This is a genomic window from Oceanicella actignis (assembly GCF_008124525.1).
Lineage (GTDB): Bacteria > Pseudomonadota > Alphaproteobacteria > Rhodobacterales > Rhodobacteraceae > Oceanicella > Oceanicella actignis.
In genome coordinates this window covers 413,814-436,278 of record NZ_VNHJ01000001.1, presented here as the reverse complement: position 1 = coordinate 436,278, position 22,465 = coordinate 413,814, and the positions used below count along the sequence as shown (strand labels likewise).

General features: G+C 74.8%; 17 protein-coding genes and 1 pseudogene. All 18 read right to left on the bottom strand.

Annotation, left to right across the window (positions count from 1 at the left end; all coding sequences use genetic code 11):
• Positions 1–48: 48 nt before the first annotated feature.
• The 18 genes and pseudogenes from lpxC to LY05_RS01890 all read right to left on the bottom strand — a co-directional run bounded on the left by lpxC (position 49) and on the right by LY05_RS01890 (position 22,172).
• Positions 49–1,005 carry a UDP-3-O-acyl-N-acetylglucosamine deacetylase gene (lpxC, locus tag LY05_RS01975; RefSeq protein WP_249041827.1) on the bottom strand — a complete coding sequence of 319 codons (957 nt, stop codon included), beginning with the start codon at positions 1,003–1,005 and terminating at the stop codon, positions 49–51.
• A 120-nt stretch (positions 1,006–1,125) separates the two neighbouring features.
• Positions 1,126–2,679: a cell division protein FtsZ gene (ftsZ, locus tag LY05_RS01970; protein ID WP_148921903.1), complete on the bottom strand. Its 1,554-nt coding sequence runs from the start codon at positions 2,677–2,679 to the stop codon at positions 1,126–1,128.
• A gap of 107 nt (positions 2,680–2,786) precedes the next feature.
• Positions 2,787–4,118: a cell division protein FtsA gene (ftsA, locus tag LY05_RS01965; RefSeq protein WP_148921902.1), complete on the bottom strand. Its 1,332-nt coding sequence runs from the start codon at positions 4,116–4,118 to the stop codon at positions 2,787–2,789.
• On the bottom strand, positions 4,115–5,089 hold the full coding sequence (locus tag LY05_RS01960; protein WP_148921901.1) for a cell division protein FtsQ/DivIB: 975 nt from the start codon (positions 5,087–5,089) through the stop codon (positions 4,115–4,117). Before LY05_RS01960 ends, ftsA begins: the two co-directional genes overlap by 4 nt.
• Entirely contained in the window at positions 5,077–6,009 is a 933-nt protein-coding gene (locus LY05_RS01955) for a D-alanine--D-alanine ligase (protein ID WP_148921900.1), read from the bottom strand. The genes LY05_RS01960 and LY05_RS01955 overlap by 13 nt, the downstream gene beginning before the upstream one ends.
• A 91-nt stretch (positions 6,010–6,100) precedes the next feature.
• Positions 6,101–7,150, bottom strand: coding sequence for a UDP-N-acetylmuramate dehydrogenase (murB, locus tag LY05_RS01950; RefSeq protein WP_148921899.1), 1,050 nt, complete (start codon positions 7,148–7,150; stop codon positions 6,101–6,103).
• Entirely contained in the window at positions 7,147–8,367 is a 1,221-nt protein-coding gene (locus LY05_RS01945; RefSeq protein WP_072746572.1) for an APC family permease, read from the bottom strand. The genes murB and LY05_RS01945 overlap by 4 nt, the downstream gene beginning before the upstream one ends.
• Positions 8,368–8,458: 91 nt before the next feature.
• Positions 8,459–9,910: pseudogene (gene murC, locus LY05_RS01940) on the bottom strand (UDP-N-acetylmuramate--L-alanine ligase); the annotation flags it as partial.
• Positions 9,907–11,067, bottom strand: coding sequence for a UDP-N-acetylglucosamine--N-acetylmuramyl-(pentapeptide) pyrophosphoryl-undecaprenol N-acetylglucosamine transferase (locus LY05_RS01935; RefSeq protein ID WP_072746242.1), 1,161 nt, complete (start codon positions 11,065–11,067; stop codon positions 9,907–9,909). The gene LY05_RS01935 and the pseudogene murC, both read right to left, overlap by 4 nt.
• Positions 11,068–11,210: 143 nt before the next feature.
• Positions 11,211–12,377, bottom strand: a complete 1,167-nt coding sequence (locus LY05_RS01930; protein WP_148921898.1) for a peptidoglycan glycosyltransferase FtsW — start codon at positions 12,375–12,377, stop codon at positions 11,211–11,213.
• Positions 12,374–13,822, bottom strand: coding sequence for a UDP-N-acetylmuramoyl-L-alanine--D-glutamate ligase (gene murD / locus LY05_RS01925; protein ID WP_148921897.1), 1,449 nt, complete (start codon positions 13,820–13,822; stop codon positions 12,374–12,376). Before murD ends, LY05_RS01930 begins: the two co-directional genes overlap by 4 nt.
• Positions 13,819–14,907, bottom strand: coding sequence for a phospho-N-acetylmuramoyl-pentapeptide-transferase (mraY, locus tag LY05_RS01920; protein ID WP_148921896.1), 1,089 nt, complete (start codon positions 14,905–14,907; stop codon positions 13,819–13,821). The genes murD and mraY overlap by 4 nt, the downstream gene beginning before the upstream one ends.
• Positions 14,908–16,362 (bottom strand): UDP-N-acetylmuramoyl-tripeptide--D-alanyl-D-alanine ligase, encoded by a 1,455-nt coding sequence (locus LY05_RS01915; RefSeq protein WP_148921895.1) that lies wholly within the window; start codon positions 16,360–16,362, stop codon positions 14,908–14,910.
• Positions 16,359–17,951 carry a UDP-N-acetylmuramoyl-L-alanyl-D-glutamate--2,6-diaminopimelate ligase gene (locus LY05_RS01910; protein WP_148921894.1) on the bottom strand — a complete coding sequence of 531 codons (1,593 nt, stop codon included), beginning with the start codon at positions 17,949–17,951 and terminating at the stop codon, positions 16,359–16,361. Before LY05_RS01910 ends, LY05_RS01915 begins: the two co-directional genes overlap by 4 nt.
• Positions 17,952–18,017: 66 nt before the next feature.
• On the bottom strand, positions 18,018–20,033 hold the full coding sequence (locus tag LY05_RS01905; RefSeq protein WP_249041826.1) for a peptidoglycan D,D-transpeptidase FtsI family protein: 2,016 nt from the start codon (positions 20,031–20,033) through the stop codon (positions 18,018–18,020).
• On the bottom strand, positions 20,030–20,620 hold the full coding sequence (gene ftsL, locus LY05_RS01900; protein WP_148921893.1) for a cell division protein FtsL: 591 nt from the start codon (positions 20,618–20,620) through the stop codon (positions 20,030–20,032). The genes LY05_RS01905 and ftsL overlap by 4 nt, the downstream gene beginning before the upstream one ends.
• A complete protein-coding gene (rsmH, locus tag LY05_RS01895) occupies positions 20,617–21,678 on the bottom strand; it encodes a 16S rRNA (cytosine(1402)-N(4))-methyltransferase RsmH (protein WP_091764176.1) in 1,062 nt (353 codons plus the stop codon). Before rsmH ends, ftsL begins: the two co-directional genes overlap by 4 nt.
• Complete coding sequence (locus tag LY05_RS01890; protein WP_072746249.1) at positions 21,675–22,172, bottom strand: division/cell wall cluster transcriptional repressor MraZ; 498 nt, start codon at positions 22,170–22,172, stop codon at positions 21,675–21,677. The genes rsmH and LY05_RS01890 overlap by 4 nt, the downstream gene beginning before the upstream one ends.
• Positions 22,173–22,465 lie beyond the last annotated feature (293 nt).

Sequence of the window (22,465 nt, the reverse complement as noted above, 5' to 3'; positions counted from 1 at the left end):
GTTAGCACAACCATGCGCCGCGCGTCACGCCAAGAGGCGCGGGCGGCCTCAGTTCGCCGCGATGCCCAGCGTGCGCCACACGCCCGGCTCGGAGCTTTCGTAGCGCCAGGCGTCGGGGCGGCGGAACAGCTCGCGCAGCAGCAGGTTGGTCATCTCGTGCCCGGCCTTGCGCGCGACGTAGCGCCCCACGATCGGCGCGCCGGCCAGCGACAGGTCGCCCACCGCGTCCAGCATCTTGTGGCGGACGAACTCGTCCGGGTGGCGCAGGCCCTCGGGGTTGAGGACGGCGCCGCGATCGACCACGATCGCGTTCTCGAGCGAGCCGCCCAGCGCCAGCCCCATGCTGCGCAGCATGTCCACCTCTTCCTTGCGGCAGAAGGTGCGGCTGTCGTGCAGATGCTCGAGGAAGGCGCCGTTGACCAGGCGCAGGCGCTTGGACTGGGCGCCGATGGCGGGATCGTCGAACTCGATGCCGAAGTCGATCTCGAAGCTGTCCGAGGGTTCGAGCCGCGCCAGGCGCCCGCCCTCGCGCACCTCGACGGGGGCGAGGATGCGGATGACGCGGTCCTCGCCCTCGACCAGGCGCAGGCCGACGCGGGCGATGGCCTCGGCGAAGGGCCGCGAGGAGCCGTCCATGATCGGCGCCTCGGGGCCGTCGATCTCGATCAGCGCGTTGTCCACGCCGCAGCCGGCGAGGGCGGCCATCACATGCTCGACCGTCGAGACCGAGGCCCCGTCGGCGTTGGCCAGGCGCGTGCACAGCCGCGTGTCGCACACCGCGTCGTAGCGGGCGGGGATCATCGGATCGACGCCGCGCAGGTCGGTGCGCTTGAACCAGATGCCGTATTCGCCCGAGGCGGGAAGGATGCGCATGCGCGCGGGCGCGCCGCTGTGAAGGCCGCGCCCTTCGAAACTCAGCTCGCTCTTGACCGTGGTCTGCACCGCTTCGTCCTCTCGCCTGTCGTTCTTGTTGTGATCGTGGAGATACGGAATGGGAACGTTCAAGGCAAATAAAGCATTATGTCGCTTTGCAACATCGCTCACGGAGCGGGGGCAAGGCATTGCGCGCAAAGAAAAACCCGCCCGGCGAACCGGGCGGGCCATAGCCTGGGGCGCGGCGCCGCCTCAGTTGGCCTGACGGCGCAGGAAGGCGGGGATGTCGCGCTGGCGGTCCTCGTCGGTCAGATCGGCGCCGCCCACGCGCGGCTCGCGATGCGGGCGCGGAGCGGCGGCCTCGGCGCCGCCGGTCATGCGGTGGATCAGGCTGCTGATGCCGAAGCGGCCGCGCTCGGCGTCGTCGGCGCGCGGGGCGGCCGGACGGGCCGCGGACGCGGCCGGGCGCGCGGGGTGGGCGGGCTGGGCGGGCGCGGCGGCGGGACGCTCGGCCGGGCGCTGGGGCCGCGGGGCGGCGTCCTCGGGCTGCTTGCGCACCGCCTCGCGCAGGCGGGCCAGCACCTCGGGCGAGGGCTCGACCTCGCGCGCGGCCTGGGCCGGGGTCTCGGGCGGCGGCGCGATGAAGGCGTCGTCGCGCGCAACGGCGGCCGGGGCGACGCGGGCCGCCTCGGGCGCGGGCGCGGCTTCGGGGGCCGGCGCCGCGGGGGCCTCGGCGCGCGCGGCGGGGGCCTGGGCGGCCTCCTGGCGCGCGGGCGCGGCGATGTCCGAGACCGGCGTCGCCACGTCGCGGCGCGGCGCCTCGCCCGCGGCCGCGGGGGCCTCGGCGTCGATGCCGGTGGCCACGACCGAGACGCGCATCACGCCCTCGATCTCGGGGTCCAGGGTCGAGCCGACGATGATGTTCGCGTCGGGGTCCACCTCCTGGCGGATGCGGTTGGCGGCCTCGTCCAGCTCGAACAGCGTCAGATCGTAGCCGCCGGTGATGTTGATGAGCACGCCGCGCGCGCCCTTGAGGCTGATCTCGTCCAGCAGCGGGTTGGCGATGGCCTTCTCGGCGGCCTGGATGGCGCGGTTCTCGCCCTCGGCCTCGCCGGTGCCCATCATGGCCTTGCCCATCTCGTCCATCACCGAGCGCACGTCGGCGAAGTCGAGGTTGATCAGGCCCGGCCGCACCATCAGGTCGGTCACGCCCTTGACGCCCTGATACAGCACGTCGTCGGCCATCATGAAGGCCTCGGCGAAGGTGGTGCGCTCGTTGGCCAGGCGGAACAGGTTCTGGTTCGGGATGATGATGAGGGTGTCCACCACCTTCTGCAGCTCGGCGATCCCGCCCTCGGCCTGGCGCATGCGCTTGGCGCCCTCGAAGTGGAAGGGCTTGGTCACCACGCCCACGGTCAGCACGCCCATCTCGCGCGCGGCGCGGGCGATGACCGGCGCGGCGCCGGTGCCGGTGCCGCCGCCCATGCCCGCGGTGATGAAGCACATGTGCGCGCCCGACAGATGCTCGACGATCTCGTCGAGCGATTCCTCGGCCGCCGCGCAGCCCACCTCGGGCTTGGCGCCGGCGCCCAGCCCCTGGGTGACGCCGGTGCCCAGCTGGATGCGGCGCGTGGCGCGCGACTGCTGCAGGGCCTGCGCGTCGGTGTTGGCGACGACGAACTCGGCGCCCTCGAGCGCCTTGTCGATCATGTTGTTGACCGCGTTGCCGCCCGCGCCGCCGACGCCGAACACCGTGATGCGCGGGCGAAGCTCGGACTGCTCCGGCATTACCAGATTGAGGGACATTGGAACCGCCTGTTCTTGTTGCTGCTGCTCGTGTCGTTCTTTTTGTCTTTGCGACGAAAGTATCTCAAAGCGACAGGCCGGTCACGCGCGAATTGCGCCCGCGCCGGTCACCAGTTGTCCCGGAACCAGCGCACGGCCCGCCGCAGCCGCGTCGCCCCGTCCAGCGCCGAGGGCGCCTCGAAGTCCCAGAACTCGTCCTGCGGGCGCACCGCGTAGGCGGCCAGCCCGACGATGGCCGAGAAGGCCGGCCCCGAGGCCGATTGCGGCAGCCCGCCGATGCGCAGCGGCCGCCCCGCGCGCACGCGCTGGCCCAGGATGCGCCGCGCCACCTCTTCAAGCCCCGGCACCTGCGAGCCGCCCCCCGTCAGCACAACCCGCCGCGAGGGCAGCGCCTCGAACCCGGCCCGGTCGAGCGAGGCGCGCACCTCCTCGAGGATCTCCTCGAGCCGGGGGCGGATCACCCCGATCAGCGCCGAGCGCGAGATGCGCCGCTCGTCCTCGGCCGCGCCCAGGCGCGGGGCGGCGATCAGCTCGCGGTCGTCCATGCTGGTGGCCACCGCGCCGCCGTGAAGGGTCTTGATGCGCTCGGCCTGCTGGAAGGGGATCGAGAAGGCCTCGGACACGTCGCGCGTCACATGCGCGCCGCCGACCCGCGCCGCGTCGGCGTAGATCAGCTGCTTGCGCAGGAAGATCGAGACCGAGGTCACCCCGGCGCCCATGTCCACGCAGGCGGCGCCCAGCTCCTGCTCGTCCTCGACCAGGCTCGACAGCCCCGCCGCATAGGGCGCGCAGACCACCCCCGCCAGCTCCAGGTCGCAGCGGCGCACGCAGCGCGCCAGGTTGCGCAGCGGGCCCGAGGCGACCGACAGCACGTGCATGTCCACCGACAGCCGCCGGCCGTTCATGCCGCGCGGATCGTTCAGAAAGCTTTGCCCGTCCACGGTGAAGTTGACCGGCAGCGCGTGCAGGATCTCGCGCCCCTCCTCGAGCGGCGGCTCGGGGCAGGCGGCCAGGGCGCGGGCCACGTCGGCCTCGGTCACCTCGCCCGATTCGACGTCCACGTCGGCGCTGGCGCCGAAGCTGACCGGCCGCGCGCCCGGCAGCACGCCGATGACCTGATCGACGCGCACGCCGGCCATCTTCTCGGCCGTCTGCAACGCGGTGCGGATGGCGCGCCCGGCCTCTTCCATGTCCACGATCTCGCCCAGGCGCACGCCGCGCGACTGCGTCACGCCGGCGCCGACGACGCGCATGGCGCCGAAGCCGCCCAGGCGTCCGTCCTCGGCCCCCGCGGCCGCCAGCCGCGCGGGATCGACGCGCAGGATGAAGCAGGCCGTCTTGGCCGTGCCCACGTCCAGAACCCCCACAAGCCCGCGTCGGAGCGCCGAGCGAAGATGCTCGCGCATGTGGCGTTGCGCGGCGAAGGCGGCGCTTTTCATGCGTCTTCTCCCTCCTTGATCGCGCGCAGCCGCAACAGCTGCGTCAGGGCGCGGCCGGTCAGCCGCAGGGTCGGCCGCGACGGGTCGCGCATGTCCACCGCCAGAAGGTCGCGCGACAGAAGGTCCTCGGCCGCGTCCAGCGCCAGCACCCGCGCCAGCGCATCCTCGGCGCCGGTCTCGGGCAGCATGACGCGCATGTCGGGGCTGTCCTGCTCGACGACCGCGCCCTGCGCGCGGGCGCGGGCATACTCGGCCGCCGCCGGTCCGGTCAGCACCAGGTCCCAGCGCCGGTCGCCCACGCGCACCAGCCCGCGCACCCGGTCGGCCAGCCGCGCGGCGCGGCGCGCCAGGGCCAGCGCCTCGGGCACGGCCCGGTTCGCGCCCGGCCCGGCGATCAGCGGCAGGTCGGGACGGTCGGCGCGGCGGGCCACGGGGCCGATCGCCACGCCCTCGGCGTCGACCAGCAGCAGCTGCCCCTCGAAGCGCCACAGCGCGACGGGCGCGCGCTCGGTCAGCGCCACGCGCAGCGCGCCGGCCGGGGTGATCGCGGCCGAGGCGCTCAGCACGCCGGGCACGGTCTCGACCTCGGCGCGCAGGGCGGCAAGGTCCAGGTCCAGCGACGACGCCGGCAGGCGCAGGTCCAGCCGCCGCGCCACGCGCGCGCGCAGCTCGGCCGAGCCGCCCTCGAGCTCGAGCCGCGAGACGGCGAATTCGGGCCGCTCGGCCAGCGCGCGGCGCAGGTCCTGCAGCCCCTCGCGCGCCGCCACCCATGCCGCCTCCTGCCCCCACAGCCACGCGCCCAGCGCCAGCAAGAGCGCCGGCGGCGCCAGGCGGCGCAACGCGAAGCGCACCGAGGCGCGGCGCATGAGCCGCTCGAGCCGGAAGCGCCAGAGCGAGGGCGACGGGTCGCGCCGCCCGCGCCGCGGCCGGCCGGGCGCGGCCGAGAGGGGGCGCGGGCTCAGCGGTCGCATGAGGCGTCCTCGACCAGCCAGGCGTTCAGCGCCTCGAAGGAGATGCCGCATGCCGCCGCCTGCTCGGGCGCCAGCGAGGTGGGCGTCATGCCCGGCTGGGTGTTGACCTCGAGCAGCGCCAGCCCCTCGAGGCCGCGGCGCTCGTCCCAGCGCAGATCCGCGCGGCTCAGCCCGCGGCAGCCCAGCGCCGCATGGGCGCGCGCGGCGATGTCGAGGCAGGCGGCGAAGACCGCGTCGGGGATCTGCGCGGGAACCACATGCTCGGACCCGCCGGGCGCGTATTTGGCCGCATAGTCATACCAGGCGCCGGCGCGCGGCACGATGTCGGTCACCGTCAGCGCGCGCGGCCCGTCTGCCTCGCCCAGCACGGCCACGGTCAGCTCGCGCCCGGGCACGAAGGCCTCGACCATCAGCCGCTCGGGCATGTCGGGGCCGGGGGGCGGCGGGGGCGGGTCGCCCTCCTGCACGATGAGGATGCCCACCGACGAGCCCTCGGCCACGGGCTTGACGACATAGGGGGGCTCCATGGGGTGCGCGTCGCCCAGCTCGGCGCGCGACAGCGCGCGCCCCGGCGCCACGGGCAGGCCGGCGGCGGCGAAGACCTGGCGCGCGCGCAGCTTGTCCATGGCCAGCGCCGAGGCCAGCACGCCCGAATGGGTGTAGGGAATGCGCCGCCACTCGAGCAGGCCCTGCACGCAGCCATCCTCGCCCCAGCGCCCGTGCAGGGCGTTGAAGGCGACGTCGGGCGCGGCCTCGGACAGGCGCGCGTCCAGATCGTCTCCGGCGTCGATCTCCTCGACGGCGTATCCTGCCGCGCGCAGCGCCTCGGCGCAGGCCGCGCCCGAGACGAGAGAGACCTCGCGCTCGGCCGACCGGCCCCCCTTGAGGACCGCAACGCGGGTGGATGCCCTGCTCGACATGCCCGCCTCGTTCCCTTGCGGCCTTTCGGGCCGCCTTATCGTTGTTTACGCCCTGTTCACGGCGTTTGACGAATCATTGACGGCAAATGGTTTAGGAACCGTTAACTCGCGCCGCCGGCGCGCCCGGCGCCCCCTGCCCCGCGGCCCCTTCGCCGGCGATCCCTTCGCCGGCGGCCCCGGGCGGAGCCGGAACGCCGATCCGCGCTATCTCCCACTCTAGCCGCACGCCGCTGTTCTCGAAAACCCTTTTTCGGACCTCCTCGCCCAGCCCCTCGAGATCGGCCGCCGTCGCGCCGCCGACGTTGAGCAGGAAATTGGCGTGCTTGTCCGAGATCATCGCCCCGCCGCGCCGCAGGCCGCGGCAGCCGGCCTGGTCGATCAGCCGCCAGGCCTTCATGTCGTGCACGTCGTCCGCCCGCCCGGTCGAGGAATAGCCCGCCGGGTTGCGGAAGGTCGAGCCGCAGCTGCGCGCGCGCACGGGCTGGCTGGCCTCGCGGCGGGCGACGTATTCCTGCATCAGCGCCTCGATGCGCGCGCGATCGCCCGGCGCGCCGCGCAACGTCGCCTCGATCACGATCAGGTCGGGCGGCAGGTCGCTGCTGCGATAGGCGAAGCCGATCTCGGCCGCGCTCAGGCGCACCAGGCGCCCCGCGCGGTCGATGGCGGCGATCTCCTCGACCACGTCGGCCATGTAGGCGCCGTAGCAGCCGGCGTTCATGCGCACGGCCCCGCCGACGGCGCCGGGAATGGTGCGCAGGAACTCGAGCCCCGAGACGCCCGCCGCCGCCGCCGCCCGCGCCACATGCGAGTCCAGCGCCGCCGCCCCCGCGATCACGCGCTCGCCCTCGACGCGCACCTGCGCGAAGGCGCGCCCCAGGCGCACCGACAGCCCCGGCAGCCCGCCGTCGCGGATGATCAGGTTCGAGCACACCCCGAGCGGCGTCACCTGCAGCCCCTCGGGCGCCGCGGCCAGCACGGCGCGCAGATCCTCGGCGTCGGCGGGCTGGAAGAACAGCTCGGCCGGGCCGCCCACGCGCAGCCAGCTCAGATCGGCCAGCGGGCGCATGGGCGTCAGGCGCCCGCGCGGGCGCGGCAGGCTTGCGGCCAGCGCATCGGGATCGAAGGCGCGGGGGGCGGTCATGCCTGTCCTCCTGCAAGGGCGGCCAGCGAAAGGGCGACGCCGATCCACGGAACCGCCCGCGGCACGTCCGGCGCGCCGGGCGGCGGCGGTCCGGCGCGCTTGAGGCGGATGAGCGCCACGTTCACCGCCGCGAACACCGCCAGCACGACCGACGCGCTGGCATGGGCCAGCGACAGCACCGGCGCCGCCAGCGCCGCCGCCGTCAGCGCCCCCGCCACCGCCGCCGCCGCGCGCGCCGGCGCCCCGAGGCGCGGATGCACATGGCGAAAGAAGGCCAGCGCCGGAACGGACTTCGCCACGCCGTAAAGCATGCGCGAGCCCATCACCACCTGCGCCAGGATGCCGTTGAGCGCCCCGGCCGCCGCCGCCAGCGCCAGCGCGCCGCCCCAGCCGGGCAGGCCCCGCTCGACCACCAGCGCCAGCGGCCGGTCGCTGGCGGCAAGCTCGGCGACGGGAACGGCGCGCATCGCCGCCAGCGCCGTCAGCGCGTAAAGCGCCGCCACCAGCGCCAGCGCGCCCAGGACCGCGCGCGGCATGTTGCGCGCCGGATCGCGGGTTTCCTCGGCCATGTTCACCATGTCCTCGAAGCCGATGAAGGCGAAGAAGGCCAGCACCACCGCCGCGCCCAGCCCCGCCGGAACCGGCCCCGGCCCGTGGGCGTCCAACGCCTGCCAGTCGGCGGCGGGCGGCGCAACGAAGCCGGCCGCGATGGCCAGCCCCAGCCCGCCCGTCTCGGCCAGCGTCAGCGCCGCCGCCATGGCCAGCGAGCCGACCGCGCCGATGGCCGCCGCCGCGCCCAGCCCCGCGCCCATGGCGACGATCAGCGCCCAGCGCGGCGCCTCGATCAGCGCGCCCAGATAGCCCGCCCCCGCCTGCAGCACCGCCGCGCCGGACATGATCGCGCCGCCCAGGATCGCCGCCGCCACGGCCAGCCCCGCCATGGGCAGGCCGAAGGCCTCGCGCAGATAGGCCGCCTCGCCGCCCGCTTCGGGCAGACGCGCCGACAGCTCGGCATAGGACAGCGCCGTCGGCAGCGCGACCAGCGCGGCCAGAAAGAACGCCGCCGGCGCCCAGCCCCCGGCCAGCGCCGCCACCTGCCCGATCAGCGCATAGATCCCGGCGCCGACCATGATGCCGACGCCGTAAAGCGTCAGCAGCCCGGGCCCGAGCCGGCGCGGCAGGCCCTGCGGCGGGACGCCGTCGGCGGCGGGACGCACGGCCTCAGCCCTGCGCCGCGTCGGCCGCGGCCCCGGGGTCGTGATCGGCCCCGGGGGCGGGATCGGGGGCGGGGTCGGGGGCGGAATCGCCGCCCTGCGCAAGCCGCTCGGCCAGCTCATGCGCCCACTGGGTGATCGAGCCCGCCCCGAGGCACACCACCAGATCGCCCGGCGCGGCATGCGCGCGCACCAGATCGGGCAGCGCCTCGGGGCTTTCCAGCGCCACGGCGCAGCGATGGCCATGGGCGCGCAGCCCCGCCACCAGCGCGTCGCGGTCGGCGCCGGCGATCGGCGCCTCGCCGGCCGGGTAGACGTCGGCGATGGCCGCCACGTCGGCGTCGTTGAAGCACTTGCAGAACTGCTCGAACAACGAGCTCAGGCGGCTGTAGCGGTGGGGCTGGTGCACCGCGATCACGCGCCCGCGCGTCGCCTGGCGCGCGGCGCGCAGCACGGCGGCGATCTCGACCGGGTGGTGGGCGTAATCGTCGATCACCGTCACCCCGTTCCAGCTGCCGGCCCGGGTGAAGCGGCGGTTGACGCCGCCGAAGCCCGCCAGCCCCTCGCGGATGGCGTCGTCGGACAGGCCCAGCTCCAGCGCCACGGCGATGGCCGCCAGCGCGTTCTGCACGTTGTGATCGCCCGGCATGGGCAGCGTCAGCCCCTCGAGGCGGCGCTCGTGCGCGCCGGCCCGCACCCCGCGCCCGGCGCGGGCGATGACGTCGAAGCGCGCCGCGCCGTCGACATAGCGCAGGTTCACCCCGCACACATCCGCCTGCAGCGAGAAGCCGTAGGTGACCACGCGCCGATCGTCCACGCGCCCGACCAGGCTTTGCACCTCGGGATGGTCGATGCAGCAGATCGCGGCCCCGTAGAAGGGCAGGTTCGAGACGAACTGCTCGAAGGCGGCGCGCACGCCGTCGAAATCGCCGTAATGGTCCAGATGCTCGGGATCGATGTTGGTGACGATGGCGAGCGTCGCGGGCAGCTTGACGAAGGTGCCGTCGCTTTCGTCGGCCTCGACCACCATCCACTCGCCCGCCCCGAGGCGCGCGTTCGAGCCATAGGCGTGGATGACGCCGCCGTTGATCACCGTCGGGTCCAGCCCGCCGCGATCCAGCAGCGCCGCCACCATCGAGGTCGTCGTCGTCTTGCCATGCGTGCCGGCCACCGCCACGTTCGAGCGCAGGCGCATGAGCTCGGCCAGCATCTCGGCGCGGCGCACCACCGGCAGGCCGCGCGCGCGCGCGGCGTCCAGCTCGGGATTGCCGGGCTTGATGGCCGAGGAAATCACCACCACCTCGGCGCCGTCCAGGTTCTCGGCCCGCTGGCCGATGGCGATGCGCGCGCCCAGCTTGCGCAGCCGCTCCAGGATCGGGCCGTCGCGCAGGTCCGAGCCCTGCACGTCATAGCCCAGGTTCAGCATCACCTCGGCGATGCCGGACATGCCGATGCCGCCGATGCCGACGAAGTGGATCGGGCCGATGTCCTGCGGCAGGCGGGTGCCTGCGGCGGCGCGGCGAGCGGAAGCGGCGGTCGGGCTCATCGGTCGGGCTCCTTGCGGGACGGGGCGGCGGAAACGGGCGCAGGGCCGGGCGCGGCGGCGATCGGGGCGCGCGCGGCGACGCGCTCGACCAGATCGGCCAGACGCGCCCCGGCGTCCGGCACTCCCAGAGCGCGCGCGCGCGCGGCCATGTCCGCCGCCCGCGCGGGGTCGGACAGGATGGCGTGGATATGGGACGCCAGCGCCGAGGCCGTCAACCCGTCTTCGCGCAGCGCGACCGCCGCGCCCGCCTCGGCCGGGCCGCGGGCGTTGGCGCTCTGGTGATCGTCCATCGCCTGCGGGTAGGGGATCAGGATGGCGGGCCGGCCGATGGCGGTCAGCTCGGCCATGGTCGAGGCGCCCGCGCGGCTCAGCGCCAGATGCGCGCGCGCCATGCGGGCGGGAAGGTCGTCGAAGAAGGGCGCGACCTCGGCCTGCACGCCCAGCGCCGCCCAGGCCGCGCGCAGGGCCTCGGCGTCCTCGGGGCGGGCCTGCTGCGTCACCCGCAGCCGCGCGCGCATGTCCTCGGGCAGAAGCGCCGCCGCCGCGGGCGTCAGGCGCGAGAACGCCCGCGCGCCCTGGCTGCCGCCGAAGACCAGAAGGCGCAGCGGCCCGTCCGGGGCGGGCGGCGCGTAGGGAATGGCGGCCGCCCTGAGCGCGTCGGCGCGCAGCGGGTTGCCCGTGCGAACCAGGCGCGCGCCCGCGGGCGCGTTCGCCACCGGCCATGTTCCGCACGCCACCGCCGCCACGCGCGGGGCGAACAGGCGGTTGACGCGCCCCAGCACGCCGTTCTGCTCGTGGATCAGGCGCGGGCGGCCCGTCAGCGTCGCCGCCGCCAGCGCCGGCAAGGACGGATACCCGCCGAAGCCCGCGACCACGGCCGGGCGCGCGCGCGCGAACCAGGCGGCGGTCTCGGCCACGCCCAGCGCGATCAGCCCCGGCGCCGCCAGCTTCGCCGCCGCCCCGCCGCGCGCGAAGGTGGCGGCGCGGGCGCGGCGGCGAACGACCTCGGGCGGGAAGCCGCCGGCGAAGCGCAGGCCGCGCGCGTCCGAGCTGAGCGCCACGCGCCAGCCGCGGCGCAGCATCTCTTCGGCCAGGGCCTGGGCCGGAAACATGTGCCCGCCGGTGCCTCCGGCGGCGATGACGATGAGCGGGGTCATGATGCGGCGATCCTGCTGTGCTTCGCGGCGGCGCCGCGGGCGGGCGAACGGGGCCGGCCGGGGGCTTCGCGCTTCGGTGGCGGGCTGGGCGGGGGCGGACGCGGCCCCGCGACGGTCGGGACGCGGGGACGAGCCGGGCGCGCTCAGCCCTCGCCCTCGAGCGCGTCGGTCACGTCGCGCTGCGGGCGCCTTCGCGTCAGCGCCAGCAGCATGCCCATGACGATGCCCGCCGCCAGCATGGACGAGCCGCCATACGAGATGAAGGGCAGCGTCATGCCCTTGGCCGGAAGAAGCCGCACCGCAACCCCCATGTTCACGAAGGCCTGAAGCCCGATCAGCGCCGCCAGCCCGCAGCCGGCGAGGCGCACGAAGTGGTCGCGCTCATGCGCCAGCCGCGCCAGCGCGCGCAGCGTCAGCAAAAGGAACAGCGCGATGACGAACAGGCACAGCACGAGGCCGTATTCCTCGGCCGCCACGGCGATGATGAAGTCGGTATGCGCGTCGGGCAGGATGGTCTTGACCGAGCCCTCGCCCACCCCGACGCCGAAATACCCGCCCTGTCGGATCGCGTCCGCCGCATAGCCAAGCTGCGTGCGCGGATCGACCTCGGCGGCCAGAAAGCCGTCGATGCGTCGCGCCAGGTGCTCGGAGCGCGTGTAGGCGAAGACCCCCGCCGCCCCCGTCAGCGCCGTCAGCCCCGCCAGCAGCGGCAGCGAGGCGCCGGCGACGAAATACATCACCCCCCAGGCGGTCAGCGTCAGCATCGCCTGGCCGAAATCGGGCTGCATCGCCAACAGCCCCGCCGCCGTCGCCGCGACGAGCAGGCTCAGCGTCTTGCCCGGCGGACCGTTGCGCTCGAACCCCGCGGCCATGAGCCAGGCGCAGAACACGACGAGAAAGGGCTTGAGGAACTCGGAGGGCTGAAGCGAGGCGAAGCCCAGCGAATACCAGCGCACCGCGCCCTTGCCGAAATCGGTGCCCAGAAAGGGCAGCAGGCACAGCGCCGCGAACGCCCCCGCAAAGCCGATCACGCCGATGCGCCGCACCATCGCCGGCGACTGCAGCGACAGCCAGAACATCAGCCCCAGCCCCGCCGCGGCGAAGGCCGCCTGGCGGGTGACGTAGTGAAAGGGCGCCAGCCCGTTGCGCTCGGCCAGCGGCACCGAGGCCGCCAGCCCCAGCACCAGGCCGATCACCGCCAGCGCCAGCACGGCGCCCACGCTCCAGCGATCGACCGTGCGCCACCAGCGCGCCAGCACCGATTCCACGTCGTCGCGGGCGGGCGCGGCGCCGAACGTCATGTCGGTCATCGGGCATCCTCCTCATCGGCCGCGGCGAGGCGGCCATCATGACGCGCGATCCACGCGCGCGCCAGCGCGCGGAAGGCGTCGCCGCGGGCCTCGAAGTCGCGGAACTGGTCGAAGCTGGCGCAGGCCGGCGCCAGCAGCACCGCCTCGCCGGGGCGGGCCTCCTGCGCGGCAAGGGCGAAGGCGGTCTCGAGATCGCCGCAGATCTCGTGCGGAACCTCGCCCAGCTGGGCGGCGAATTCCGGCGCCGCCTGGCCGATCAGATACGCCTTGGCCACGCGTCCGAACAGCGGCGCCAGCGGCGCTATGCCGCCCTCCTTGGGCACGCCGCCGGCGATCCAGCGCACGCGCTCGAAGGCGGACAGCGCCTTTTCGGCCGCGTCGGCGTTGGTGGCCTTGGAGTCGTTGACGAACGGCACCCCGCCCGCCTCGCCCACCGTTTCGAGCCGATGGGGAAGGCCGGGAAAGTCCATGAGCCCCGCCTCGATGGCGCGCGGCGACAGGCCCAGCGCCCGGCAGGCGGCATAGGCGCAGGCCGCGTTCTGCCAGTTGTGCGCGCCGCGCAGCGCCCGCGCCGGGCGCAGGTCGACGGCGGCCACCTGGCGCCCGCCGCGGCGCTCGGCGACGAAGCCCTTGCGGAAGGTCACGCTCCAGCCGGCATCCTCGACGCGCCGCGCCGACACGGCGATGACCGGGGCGCCGTCGCCCTCGTTCTCGCGCATGCGGTTGGCCAGGAAACGGCCCTCGGGCTGGTCCACGCCGATGACCGCGCGCTCGGGGCCGCCCAGCTCGAACAGGCGCGCCTTGGCGGCGAAATATCCGCCCATGCCGCCGTGCCGGTCGAGATGATCGGGCGAAAGGTTCAGGAACACCGCCACGTCCGGCGCCAGCGCCCGCGCCAGCTCGATCTGATAGCTCGACAGCTCGAGCACGACCGTCTCGCCGTCCTCGAGCGGGTCGAGGTCCAGCACCCCGCGCCCGATGTTGCCGCCCATCTGCGCCTTGCGCCCGGCGCGGCGCAGGATGTGGGCGATGAGCGCGGTGGTGGTCGATTTCCCGTTCGAGCCGGTCACGCACACGATGCGCGGCGGGCTGTCGAAAGCGGCCCAGTCCTCGGTCGCGGCCGAGCGGAAGAACAGCCCCACATCGTTGTCCACCGCCACGCCGCGGGCGAAGGCGATCTCGACCGCCCGGTGCGGCGCGGGGTGAAGATGCGGGATCCCCGGCGAGACGATCAGCGCCGCCAGGCCCTCCCACGCCGCGCCCTCGCGCGTCAGATCGCCCAGCTCGAACCCCTCGGCCGCGGCGGCGGCGCGGGCGGGTTCGGCGTCGTCCCAGCACACCGGCTGCGCGCCGCCCGCCGCCAGCGCGCGCGCCGCCGCCAGGCCCGAGCGCCCCAGCCCCAGCACGCCGACCCGGCGGCCCTGATATCCGCGCGCCGGGATCATCGGACCTTCAGCGTGGCGAGGCCGATCAGCGCCAGGATCACCGAGATGATCCAGAAGCGGATGACGATGGTCGGCTCCTGCCAGCCCTTCTTCTCGAAATGGTGGTGGATGGGCGCCATCAGGAACACCCTCTTGCCCGTGAGCTTGAAGTAGAGCACCTGGATGATGACGCTCAGCGCCTCGACCACGAACAGCCCGCCGATGATCGCCAGCACGATCTCGTGCTTGGTGGCCACCGCGATGGCGCCCAGCGCGCCGCCCAGCGCCAGCGAGCCCGTGTCGCCCATGAACACCATCGCCGGCGGCGCGTTGTACCAAAGAAAGCCCAGCCCCGCCCCGATCAGCGCGGCGCAGAAGACGGCGATCTCGCCGGTGCCGGGAACGTAGTGCAGGCCCAGATACTCGGTGAAGTCCACGCGCCCGACGACATAGGCGATGACCCCGAAGCTGCCGCCGGCGATCATCGCCGGCATGATCGCCAGCCCGTCGAGCCCGTCGGTCAGGTTCACCGCGTTGGCCGAGCCGACGATGACGATCATGGCGAAGGGCACGAACAGCCAGCCCAGATCGATCAGCGCGCCCTTGAGCACCGGCAGCGCCAGGCGCCCGGACAGGGCCTCGGGCTGAAGCCACATGGCCCAGACCGCCGCCGCCGCCGCGATGGCGAAGCCCGCCGCCAGGCGCACGCGCCCGGGCACGCCGCGCGTGTTGAAGCACGAGACCTTCAGGAAATCGTCCGCGAAGCCGATGGCGCCGAAGCCCAGCGTCACGAACAGCACCATCCACACATGCCCCACGTCGAGCCGCGCCCACAGCAGCGTGGCGAAGACCAGCGAGCCCAGGATCATCACCCCGCCCATGGTGGGCGTGCCGGCCTTCTCGATCAGGTGGCGCTCGGGGCCGTCGTCGCGGATGGGCTGACCCTTCTTCTGCAGGCGCCGCAGGGCGTCGATGATCGGCCGGCCGAAGGCGAAGCTGAACAGAAGCGCCGTCAGGAACGCGCCCCCCGCGCGGAACGAGATGTAGCGGAACAGGTTGAACAGGTCGCCGCCGTCGGACAGGGGCGTGAGCAGGTGGTAGAGCATTCAGAGCGCCTCTTGATCCGCGCTGGCCGGCTCGGGCCGCCCCAGCTTCATCACAGCCTCGACGACTCGCGCCATGCGCGCGCCGAGCGAGCCCTTGACCATGACCACGTCGCCCGCGTCAAGCAGCCGGCGCATCATGGCGGCCATGGCGGCGCTGTCCTCGGTCCATTCGCCGCGGCGCGCGCGCGGCAGCGCCTCGTGCAGCGCCTTCATGCGCGGACCCACGCAATGCACGCGGTCGATCGCCTGCATGGCCGGGTCGTCGGCGATGGCGGCGTGCAGGGCGCGCTCCTCCTCGCCCAGCTCGAGCATGTCGCCCAGCACGGCGATGCGCCGCCCGCGCGGGACGCGGCCGATCCCGTCCTCGGGGCGCGCGGCGGCCAGAACCGCCAGCGACGCCGACATCGAGGCGGGGTTGGCGTTGTAGCTCTCGTCGATCAGGTGAATGGCGCCGTCGAGCCCGGTCTCGTCCAGCGCCACGCGCCAGCGCATGCCGCGCCCCTCGGGCGGGGTCCAGGCGGCCAGCTCCAGCGCCGCGCGCCCCGGATCGGCGCCCAGCGCCTGCGCGGCCAGCAGCGCGGCCAGCGCGTTCATGGCCATGTGCCGCCCCGGCGCGCCGACGCGAAACAGCGCCGGCCGGCCCATGAGGCGCGCCTGCACGGCGCATCCGCCGGGCCCGTCCTCGGCCCCGATCAGGCGCGCATGGCAGCGCTGCGCCGCGCCGAAGCGCAGGATCCGCGCCCCGCGCCGGCGCGCGCGCCGCGCCAGCAGGGCGAAGTGGGGGTTGTCGCGGTTGAGTATCGCGGCCCCGCCGGGCTCGAGCCCCTCGAAGATCTCGGCCTTGGCGCGGGCGATGCCGGCTTCGGAGTCGAACGCGGCCAGATGCGCCTTGGCCACCGTGGTCACGATCGCCGCATGCGGGCGCGCCAGGCGCGAGAGGGGGCCGATCTCGCCCGGATGGTTCATGCCGATCTCGATCACGGCGAAGCGGGTCTCGCGCGGCATGCGCGCCAGCGTCAGCGGCACGCCCCAATGGTTGTTGAAGCTTTTCTCGGCGGCGTGGGTCGGCCCCTGCGGCGCAAGCATGGCGCGCAGCATCTCCTTGACGCTGGTCTTGCCGGCCGAGCCGGTCACCGCCGCCACGCGCGCCTGCGAGCGCGCGCGCGCCGCCGCGCCCAGCGCCGTCAGCGCGCGCATTGTGTCCTCGACCAGCACCAGCGGCGCGTCGGCCGCCACCCCGGGCGGCATGCGCGAGACCAGCGCCCCCGCCGCCCCCGCCGCCAGCGCCGCGGCGACGAAGTCGTGCCCGTCGCGCCGGTCGCTGAGCGCCACGAACAGATCCCCCGGCGCCGCCGCGCGGCTGTCGATGCACACCCCCCGCGCCGCGAAGGGCGCGAGCGCGCGCCCGCCCGTCGCGGCGGCGACCTCTTGCGATGTCCACAACGGCGCGGTCATGCGCCCTCCTCCGTCCCGATCTCCCGCCCCGCGTCGCCGTCCAGCGCCGCCACGGCCGCGAGCGCCTGCGCGGCGTCGTCGAAGGGCAGCGTGCGGCCGGCGACGATCTGCCCCGTCTCGTGCCCCTTTCCGGCGATCAGAAGGCAATCCTCGGGCCCCAGCATGTCCGCCCCGGCCAGGATCGCCTCGGCGCGGTCGCCGATCTCGAGCGGCGCGGGATCGGCGCCGGCCATGCCGGCCAGGATCTGCGCGCGGATCGCCGCGGGGTCCTCCGAGCGCGGGTTGTCGTCGGTCACGATCGCCGCGTCCGCCGCCAGCGCCGCGCGCCCCATCAAGGGCCGCTTGCCCGCGTCGCGGTCGCCCCCGGCGCCGAACACCGCCACCACGCGCCCGCGCACATGCGGCCGAAGCGCCGCGATGGCCGCGCTCAGCCCGTCGGGGGTGTGGGCGTAGTCCACATAGATCGGCGCGCCATTGGCGCGGCGGGCGACCAGCTCCATGCGCCCGCGCACGCCGCGCAGCCCCTCGAGGGCGGCGAAGACCGCGGCCGGCTCCTCGCCGCAGCCGATGGCCAGCCCCGCGGCCATGAGCGCGTTCATCCCCTGGAAGGCGCCGATCAGCTCCAGCCGCGCCTCGTGCGCGGGGGCCGCGTCGCCCGCCCAGTGAAAGCGCAGGACCTGCCCCGTCGGCGTGAAGCGCACGTCCAGAAGGCGCAGCAGCGCCTCTTCCGAGCGCCCCACCCCCAGCACGCGCTGGCGGCGGCCCTCGGCCACCAGGCGCGCGGCCGGATAGGCCGGATCGTCGGTGTTGAGCACCGCCGTTCCGCCGGGCGCCAGCACGCGGTCGAAGAGCTTGAGCTTGGCGGCCACGTAGTCGTCATGGTCGCGGTGGTAGTCCATGTGATCGCGCGTGATGTTGGTCAGCGCCGCCGCGCGCAGGCGCACCGCGTCGAGCCGCCGCTGGACCAGCCCATGGGACGAGGCCTCCATGACCGCGTGATCGACGCCCCGCGCCGCCAGCGCGGCCAGCGTCCGGTGCAGCGTCAGCGGGTCGGGCGTCGTGTGCCCCAGGGGCGCCTCGACCGCGCCCTCGACGCCGGTCGTGCCGATGTTGACCGCCCGCCGCCCCAGCGCCGTCCAGATCTGGCGCAGGAAGCTGGCGGTCGAGGTCTTGCCGTTGGTGCCGGTGACGGCGGCCATCACGCGCGGCTGCTCGCCGAACCAGACGGCCGCCGCCCGCGCCAGGGCAAGGCGCGGGTCGGGGCGGACGACCAGCGGCAGGCCGCCGGGCGGCTCGGCGCGGCCCTCGGCGGCCCACAGGGCGCGGATGCGCTCGGCGCCCTCGGCCGAGCACACCACCGCCAGCGCCCCCTGGCGCAGGGCGAAGGGCGCGAAATCGGCCCCGCGCGCGCGCACGCCGTCCAGCGCGAAGAACACCCAGCCCGGCGCGACCTTGCGGCTGTCCTCGGTCAGCCCGCGCGCCAGGGCGTCCGCCGGCGCGGCGGGCGGCGCGGCAAGGCCCAGCTCGTCCAGCCGGCGCGGGGACGGGGCGGCGAGCGAAAGGGCGTCGTCATGCGCGGCGGCGGTCATCGAAGCTCCTGTTCCACGTGAGATCGCGGGCGCCCGGGCGGGGGCGGCGCGAGCGGGCCGGGGCGCTCATCGCAGCGCCGCGCGCGCCGGCGCGCCCCCCGCATCGGCCGTCGCGCGCGGGGCGGGCAGCGGCCGCATGCCCAGGATGGGCGCGATGCGGCGCACGGCTTCGGCCACGATCGGCGCCGCCGTCCAGCCCGCGGTGCGGCGCGGGCGGCGGCCCGAGGACTCGACCGCCTCGTCCGTGGTCGCCACGATGACATAGCGCGGATCATGGGCGGGGAAAAACCCGGCGAAAGTGGCTATGACCTTGTCATGGTCATAGCCGCGCCCGTCGGTGCGCGGCTTCTCGGCGGTGCCGGTCTTGCCCGCGATCTCGTAGCCCGGCACGTCGGCGTTGCGGCCCGTGCCCTCGGTGACGACGGCGCGCAGCATCTCGCGCAGCCTGCGCGAGGTCTCGGCCGAGATCACGCGCGCCTCCTCGCCCGGCGGGCGGGCGCCGGCGACGAGGGTCGGGCGCACGCGCAGCCCCCCGTTGGCCAGCGTCGCATAGGCCGCCGCCAGGTGCAGCGGCGTGACCGAGATGCCATGGCCGTAGGACACCGTCATGGTCGAGATCTCGGACCAGTTCGGCGGCGTCAGCGGCCGCGCCGAGCGCGCCTCGGGCAGCTCGACCGGCAGCGGCTCGAACAGGCCCAGACGGGCCAGGAAGTCCTGCAGCCGCCGCGCCCCGGCCAGGATCGCCAGCCGCGCCGTGCCCACGTTCGAGCTTTCCACCAGCACCTCGCGCAGCGTCATCTGGTCGGGCATGCGGTGGAAGTCCGAGATGCGGAACCGCCCCCAGTAGAGCGGGCCGCGCGTGTCCACCAGCGTGTCGGGACCGGCAAGCCCCGCCTCCATGACCATGGCCGCGGTGAAGGGCTTGAAGGTCGAGCCCAGCTCATACACCCCCTGCGCGGCGCGGTTGAAGGTGGGATGATCGTCGGGGCGCCCGCGCACCGGGGGCGGCGGGCGGCGGTTGGGGTCGAAATCGGGCAGCGAGACCAGGGCCAGCACCTCGCCGTTGCGCGCGTCCATCAGCACGCCCGCAGCGCCGCGCGCGTGCAGCCGCTTCATGGCCTCGTCCAGAACCTCGGCGAAGGCGGCCTGCACGCGCAGGTCGATCGACAGGCGCAGCGGCTCGGCAGCGCGGGCGGGGTCGCGCAGGCGCGCGTCGAAATGGCGCTCGACGCCGGCCACGCCCACGATCTCGGCCGCGGCGACGCCCTCCTTGCCATAGCTCGCGCCGCCCAGCACATGCGCGGCGGCGCGCCCGGCGGGATAGACGCGCGCCTCGCGCGGGCCGAACTTCAGCCCCGGCTCGCCCAGGTCATGCACCGCAAGGCGCTCGGCCGGGGTGATGGCGCGCCTGATCCACAAGAAGCGCCGCCCGTCGGTGAAGCGGCGCAGCAGCGCCTTCTCGTCCAGATCGGGAAAGATGCGCGCCAGCCCGCGCGCGGCCGCGGCGGGATCGACCATCTCGTCCGGGCGGGCGTAGAGCGACCAGACCGGCACGTTCGCCGCCAGGACCGCCCCGTTGCGGTCGCGGATCTCGGCGCGCACGGCGCTGAAGCCCGGACCCGCGGCCATGACGCCGGGCTCGGCCGGGTCCGAGCCCGCCAGATGCGCCATGCGCCCGGCCAGCGCGGCATAGGCCAGCAGGAACACGCCGCACAGCATGAACACGCGCCACTGGGCGCGCCGGCGCAGCTCGGCCTGGCGGCGGCGCTCGCGCTCGCGCCGGCGGCGGGCGGCCTCGGCGTTGGGGTCGCGCCCCTGGCTGCGCGCGGCGATCACGTCGGCCAGCCGCGCGCCGCCCAGGGCCGCGGCGTCGTCAAGGTCGGGATCGGGCGCCCACCCCGCGCCATGTTCCCCGCCCTGCCCCGCGCCCTGCCCCGCGCCATGTCCCGTGCCATTTCCCGCGCCATGGCCGCCGCCGGCCCGGGCGTCGGGCGGCGCCGGGCGCTCGAACAGCGCCAGCTCGCCCCCCGCGCCGGCCGCGGCGCCGGGGGCGGCCGGCTCGGGCGCGGCGCGGCGCATCATCGGGCCCGCTCCATGCCGAAGGCCGCGCCAAGATCCAGCGCCGCCAGGGCCGCGCCGCCGCCCGCGCGCGCGGCGGGCGCCGGCGCAAAGGCGACAAGCTGCGCCGCGCCGGCGCGCGAAGAGACCGGCGGCGCGTCGAAGTCCGGCGCGGCCTCGGCCTCGGCGCCGGCCGACAGGCTGGCCACCTCGAGCGAGGGGCGGCCGAAGTGGCGTGTGACCTCGAGCGCCGACAGGATCATGAACCCGTCGGGCGCCAGCAGCGGCGGCTCGACCGGCGGCGGCGCGGGGGGCAGCGGCGCCGGCGGCGGAAAGGCGGCCATGGCGGTCTCGGCGAAATGATCGGGCCCCATGGGCGCCAGCCCCAGCGCATCGGCGTGACGGCGCGCCAGGCGCGCCAGGCGCTCGGGCGCGTTCAGATGCGCCCACTCGACGCGCAGGATCTCGAGCGCCTCGCGCTCGCGCGCGATCTCTTCGCGAAGGGCGGCCACGCGCTCGGCGGCCTCGAGCGTCTGATAGTTCACCCGATAGGCCCAGACCGCCACCGCGGCGACGAAGGCCAGGGCCAGAACGTAGAGCAGGCTTCTCATCGCGAAATCCTCCTCATCAGACCGGCAAGATCGCCAAGGCGCGGCGCGCCCAGCGAGGCGGGGTCGGCCGGAACGGGCGGCGCGTCGGTGCGGCGCGCGGCGCGCAGGCGGGCCGAGCGCGCGCGCGGGTTGCGCGCCAGCTCTTCCTCCGAGGCCGTCGCCGCCTTGCGCGAGAGCAGGCGGAACGAGGGCGCCGGCCCCTCGAGGCGCGGCGCATGGCGCGAGCCGCCCGGGGCGCCGCCCGCGCGCTGCTGGAAAAAGCGTTTCACGATGCGGTCCTCGAGCGAGTGGAAGGTGACGACCGCCAGCGTCCCGCCGGGGGCGAGCGCGCGCTCGGCCGCGGACAGGGCGCGGATCAGCTCGCCCAGCTCGTCGTTAACCGCGATGCGCAGCGCCTGAAAGCTGCGCGTGGCCGGGTGCGGCTGGCCGGGACGCGGGCGCGGCAGGCAGCTTTCGACGATGCGCGCCAGGCGCAGCGTGGTCTCGATCGGCCCCTCGCGGCGGGCGGCGACGATGGCGCGCGCGATGCGGCGCGCGGCGCGCTCCTCGCCGTAATGATGCAGGATGTCGGCCAGGTCGGCCTCTTCGGCGCGGTTGACCAGATCGGCCGCCGAGGGCCCCTCCTGCGCCATGCGCATGTCCAGCGGGCCGTCCTTCTGGAACGAGAAGCCGCGCTCGGGCTGGTCGATCTGCATCGAGCTCACGCCGATGTCCAGCACCACCCCCGCCAGCCCCGGCGCGCCCAGCTCGGCCAGCGTCGGCGCCGCGTGACGGTCGAGATCGCCGAAGGCGCCGTGGACCAGGACCAGCCGCTCGCCATAGATCCCGGCCCATTCGCGCGCGCGGGCGACGGCCTCGGGGTCGCGGTCGATCGCCACCAGCCGCCGCGCGCCGCGTTCGAGAATGGCGCGCGCATAGCCGCCCGCGCCCAGCGTGCCGTCAAGCCACGCGCCCTCCCACGCGCCTCCGCCCTCGGGGGCCAGAGCGGCCAGAACCTCGTCCAGCATGACGGGCGCGTGCGCCGCCCGGGCGCGGGCCAGCGCGTCGTCGCCGCTCATGCGCCGCCTCCGAAGGGATCGCCCGCATCGTCCCAGGGCATGGCGTCGAGGGGGTCGGCGCCGTCGGCGTCCTCGGCCTCGCGCAGATCGGCCATCATGCGCTCGAAGCGGTCGGGCGCCCAGATCTGGAAGCTGTCGCCCAGCCCCACGAAGCGCGCCTGGTCGCGGATGCCCGCCGCCGCCTTGAGCTGGGGCGAGAGCACGATGCGCCCGGTCTCGTCGATCTGCATGGGCAGCGCGTTGGCCAGGAACTCGTATTCCAGCCGCCGCCGCTCTTTCGAGAAGGGCTTCATGCGCGCGATGTTGCGCGCCAGGCGATCCATGAACTCGTGGGTGAAGACCTCGAGGCATTCCGAGCCGCGCAGGTTGGGAATGACCACCAGCCCGCCGGGAACGGCGCTTTGCTCGAGCACGCGGCGGAACAGGGCCGGGACCGAGACCCGGCCCTTGGCGTCCACCTTGTGGACCGAACTGGATGTGAAGCGCTGCCACATGGGCCGCTCCCTCTCCTCTGGTCCGCGCGCCCGGCCCGTCGGGGCCGGAAGGAAAAGCGGGCCGCGCCTGCCTCAGAGCGCGACCCGCTGGTCCCTCGGGATGTGTCCGACTTCGCGCTTCGCGCCCCCTTGGTTTTCTTTCGGGGCGTCGGTTTTTCCGCGCGGCGGGAGGGCCTGTATGAAACCTGCTCGTTTTCTTGTCCGACCCCTTGGCCGCCGCAGGAATCTTGTAGCATGGGAAATCATGGTTCTCAACGGTCAAAAATGGGATGACATGGAAAAAAATGGCGAAC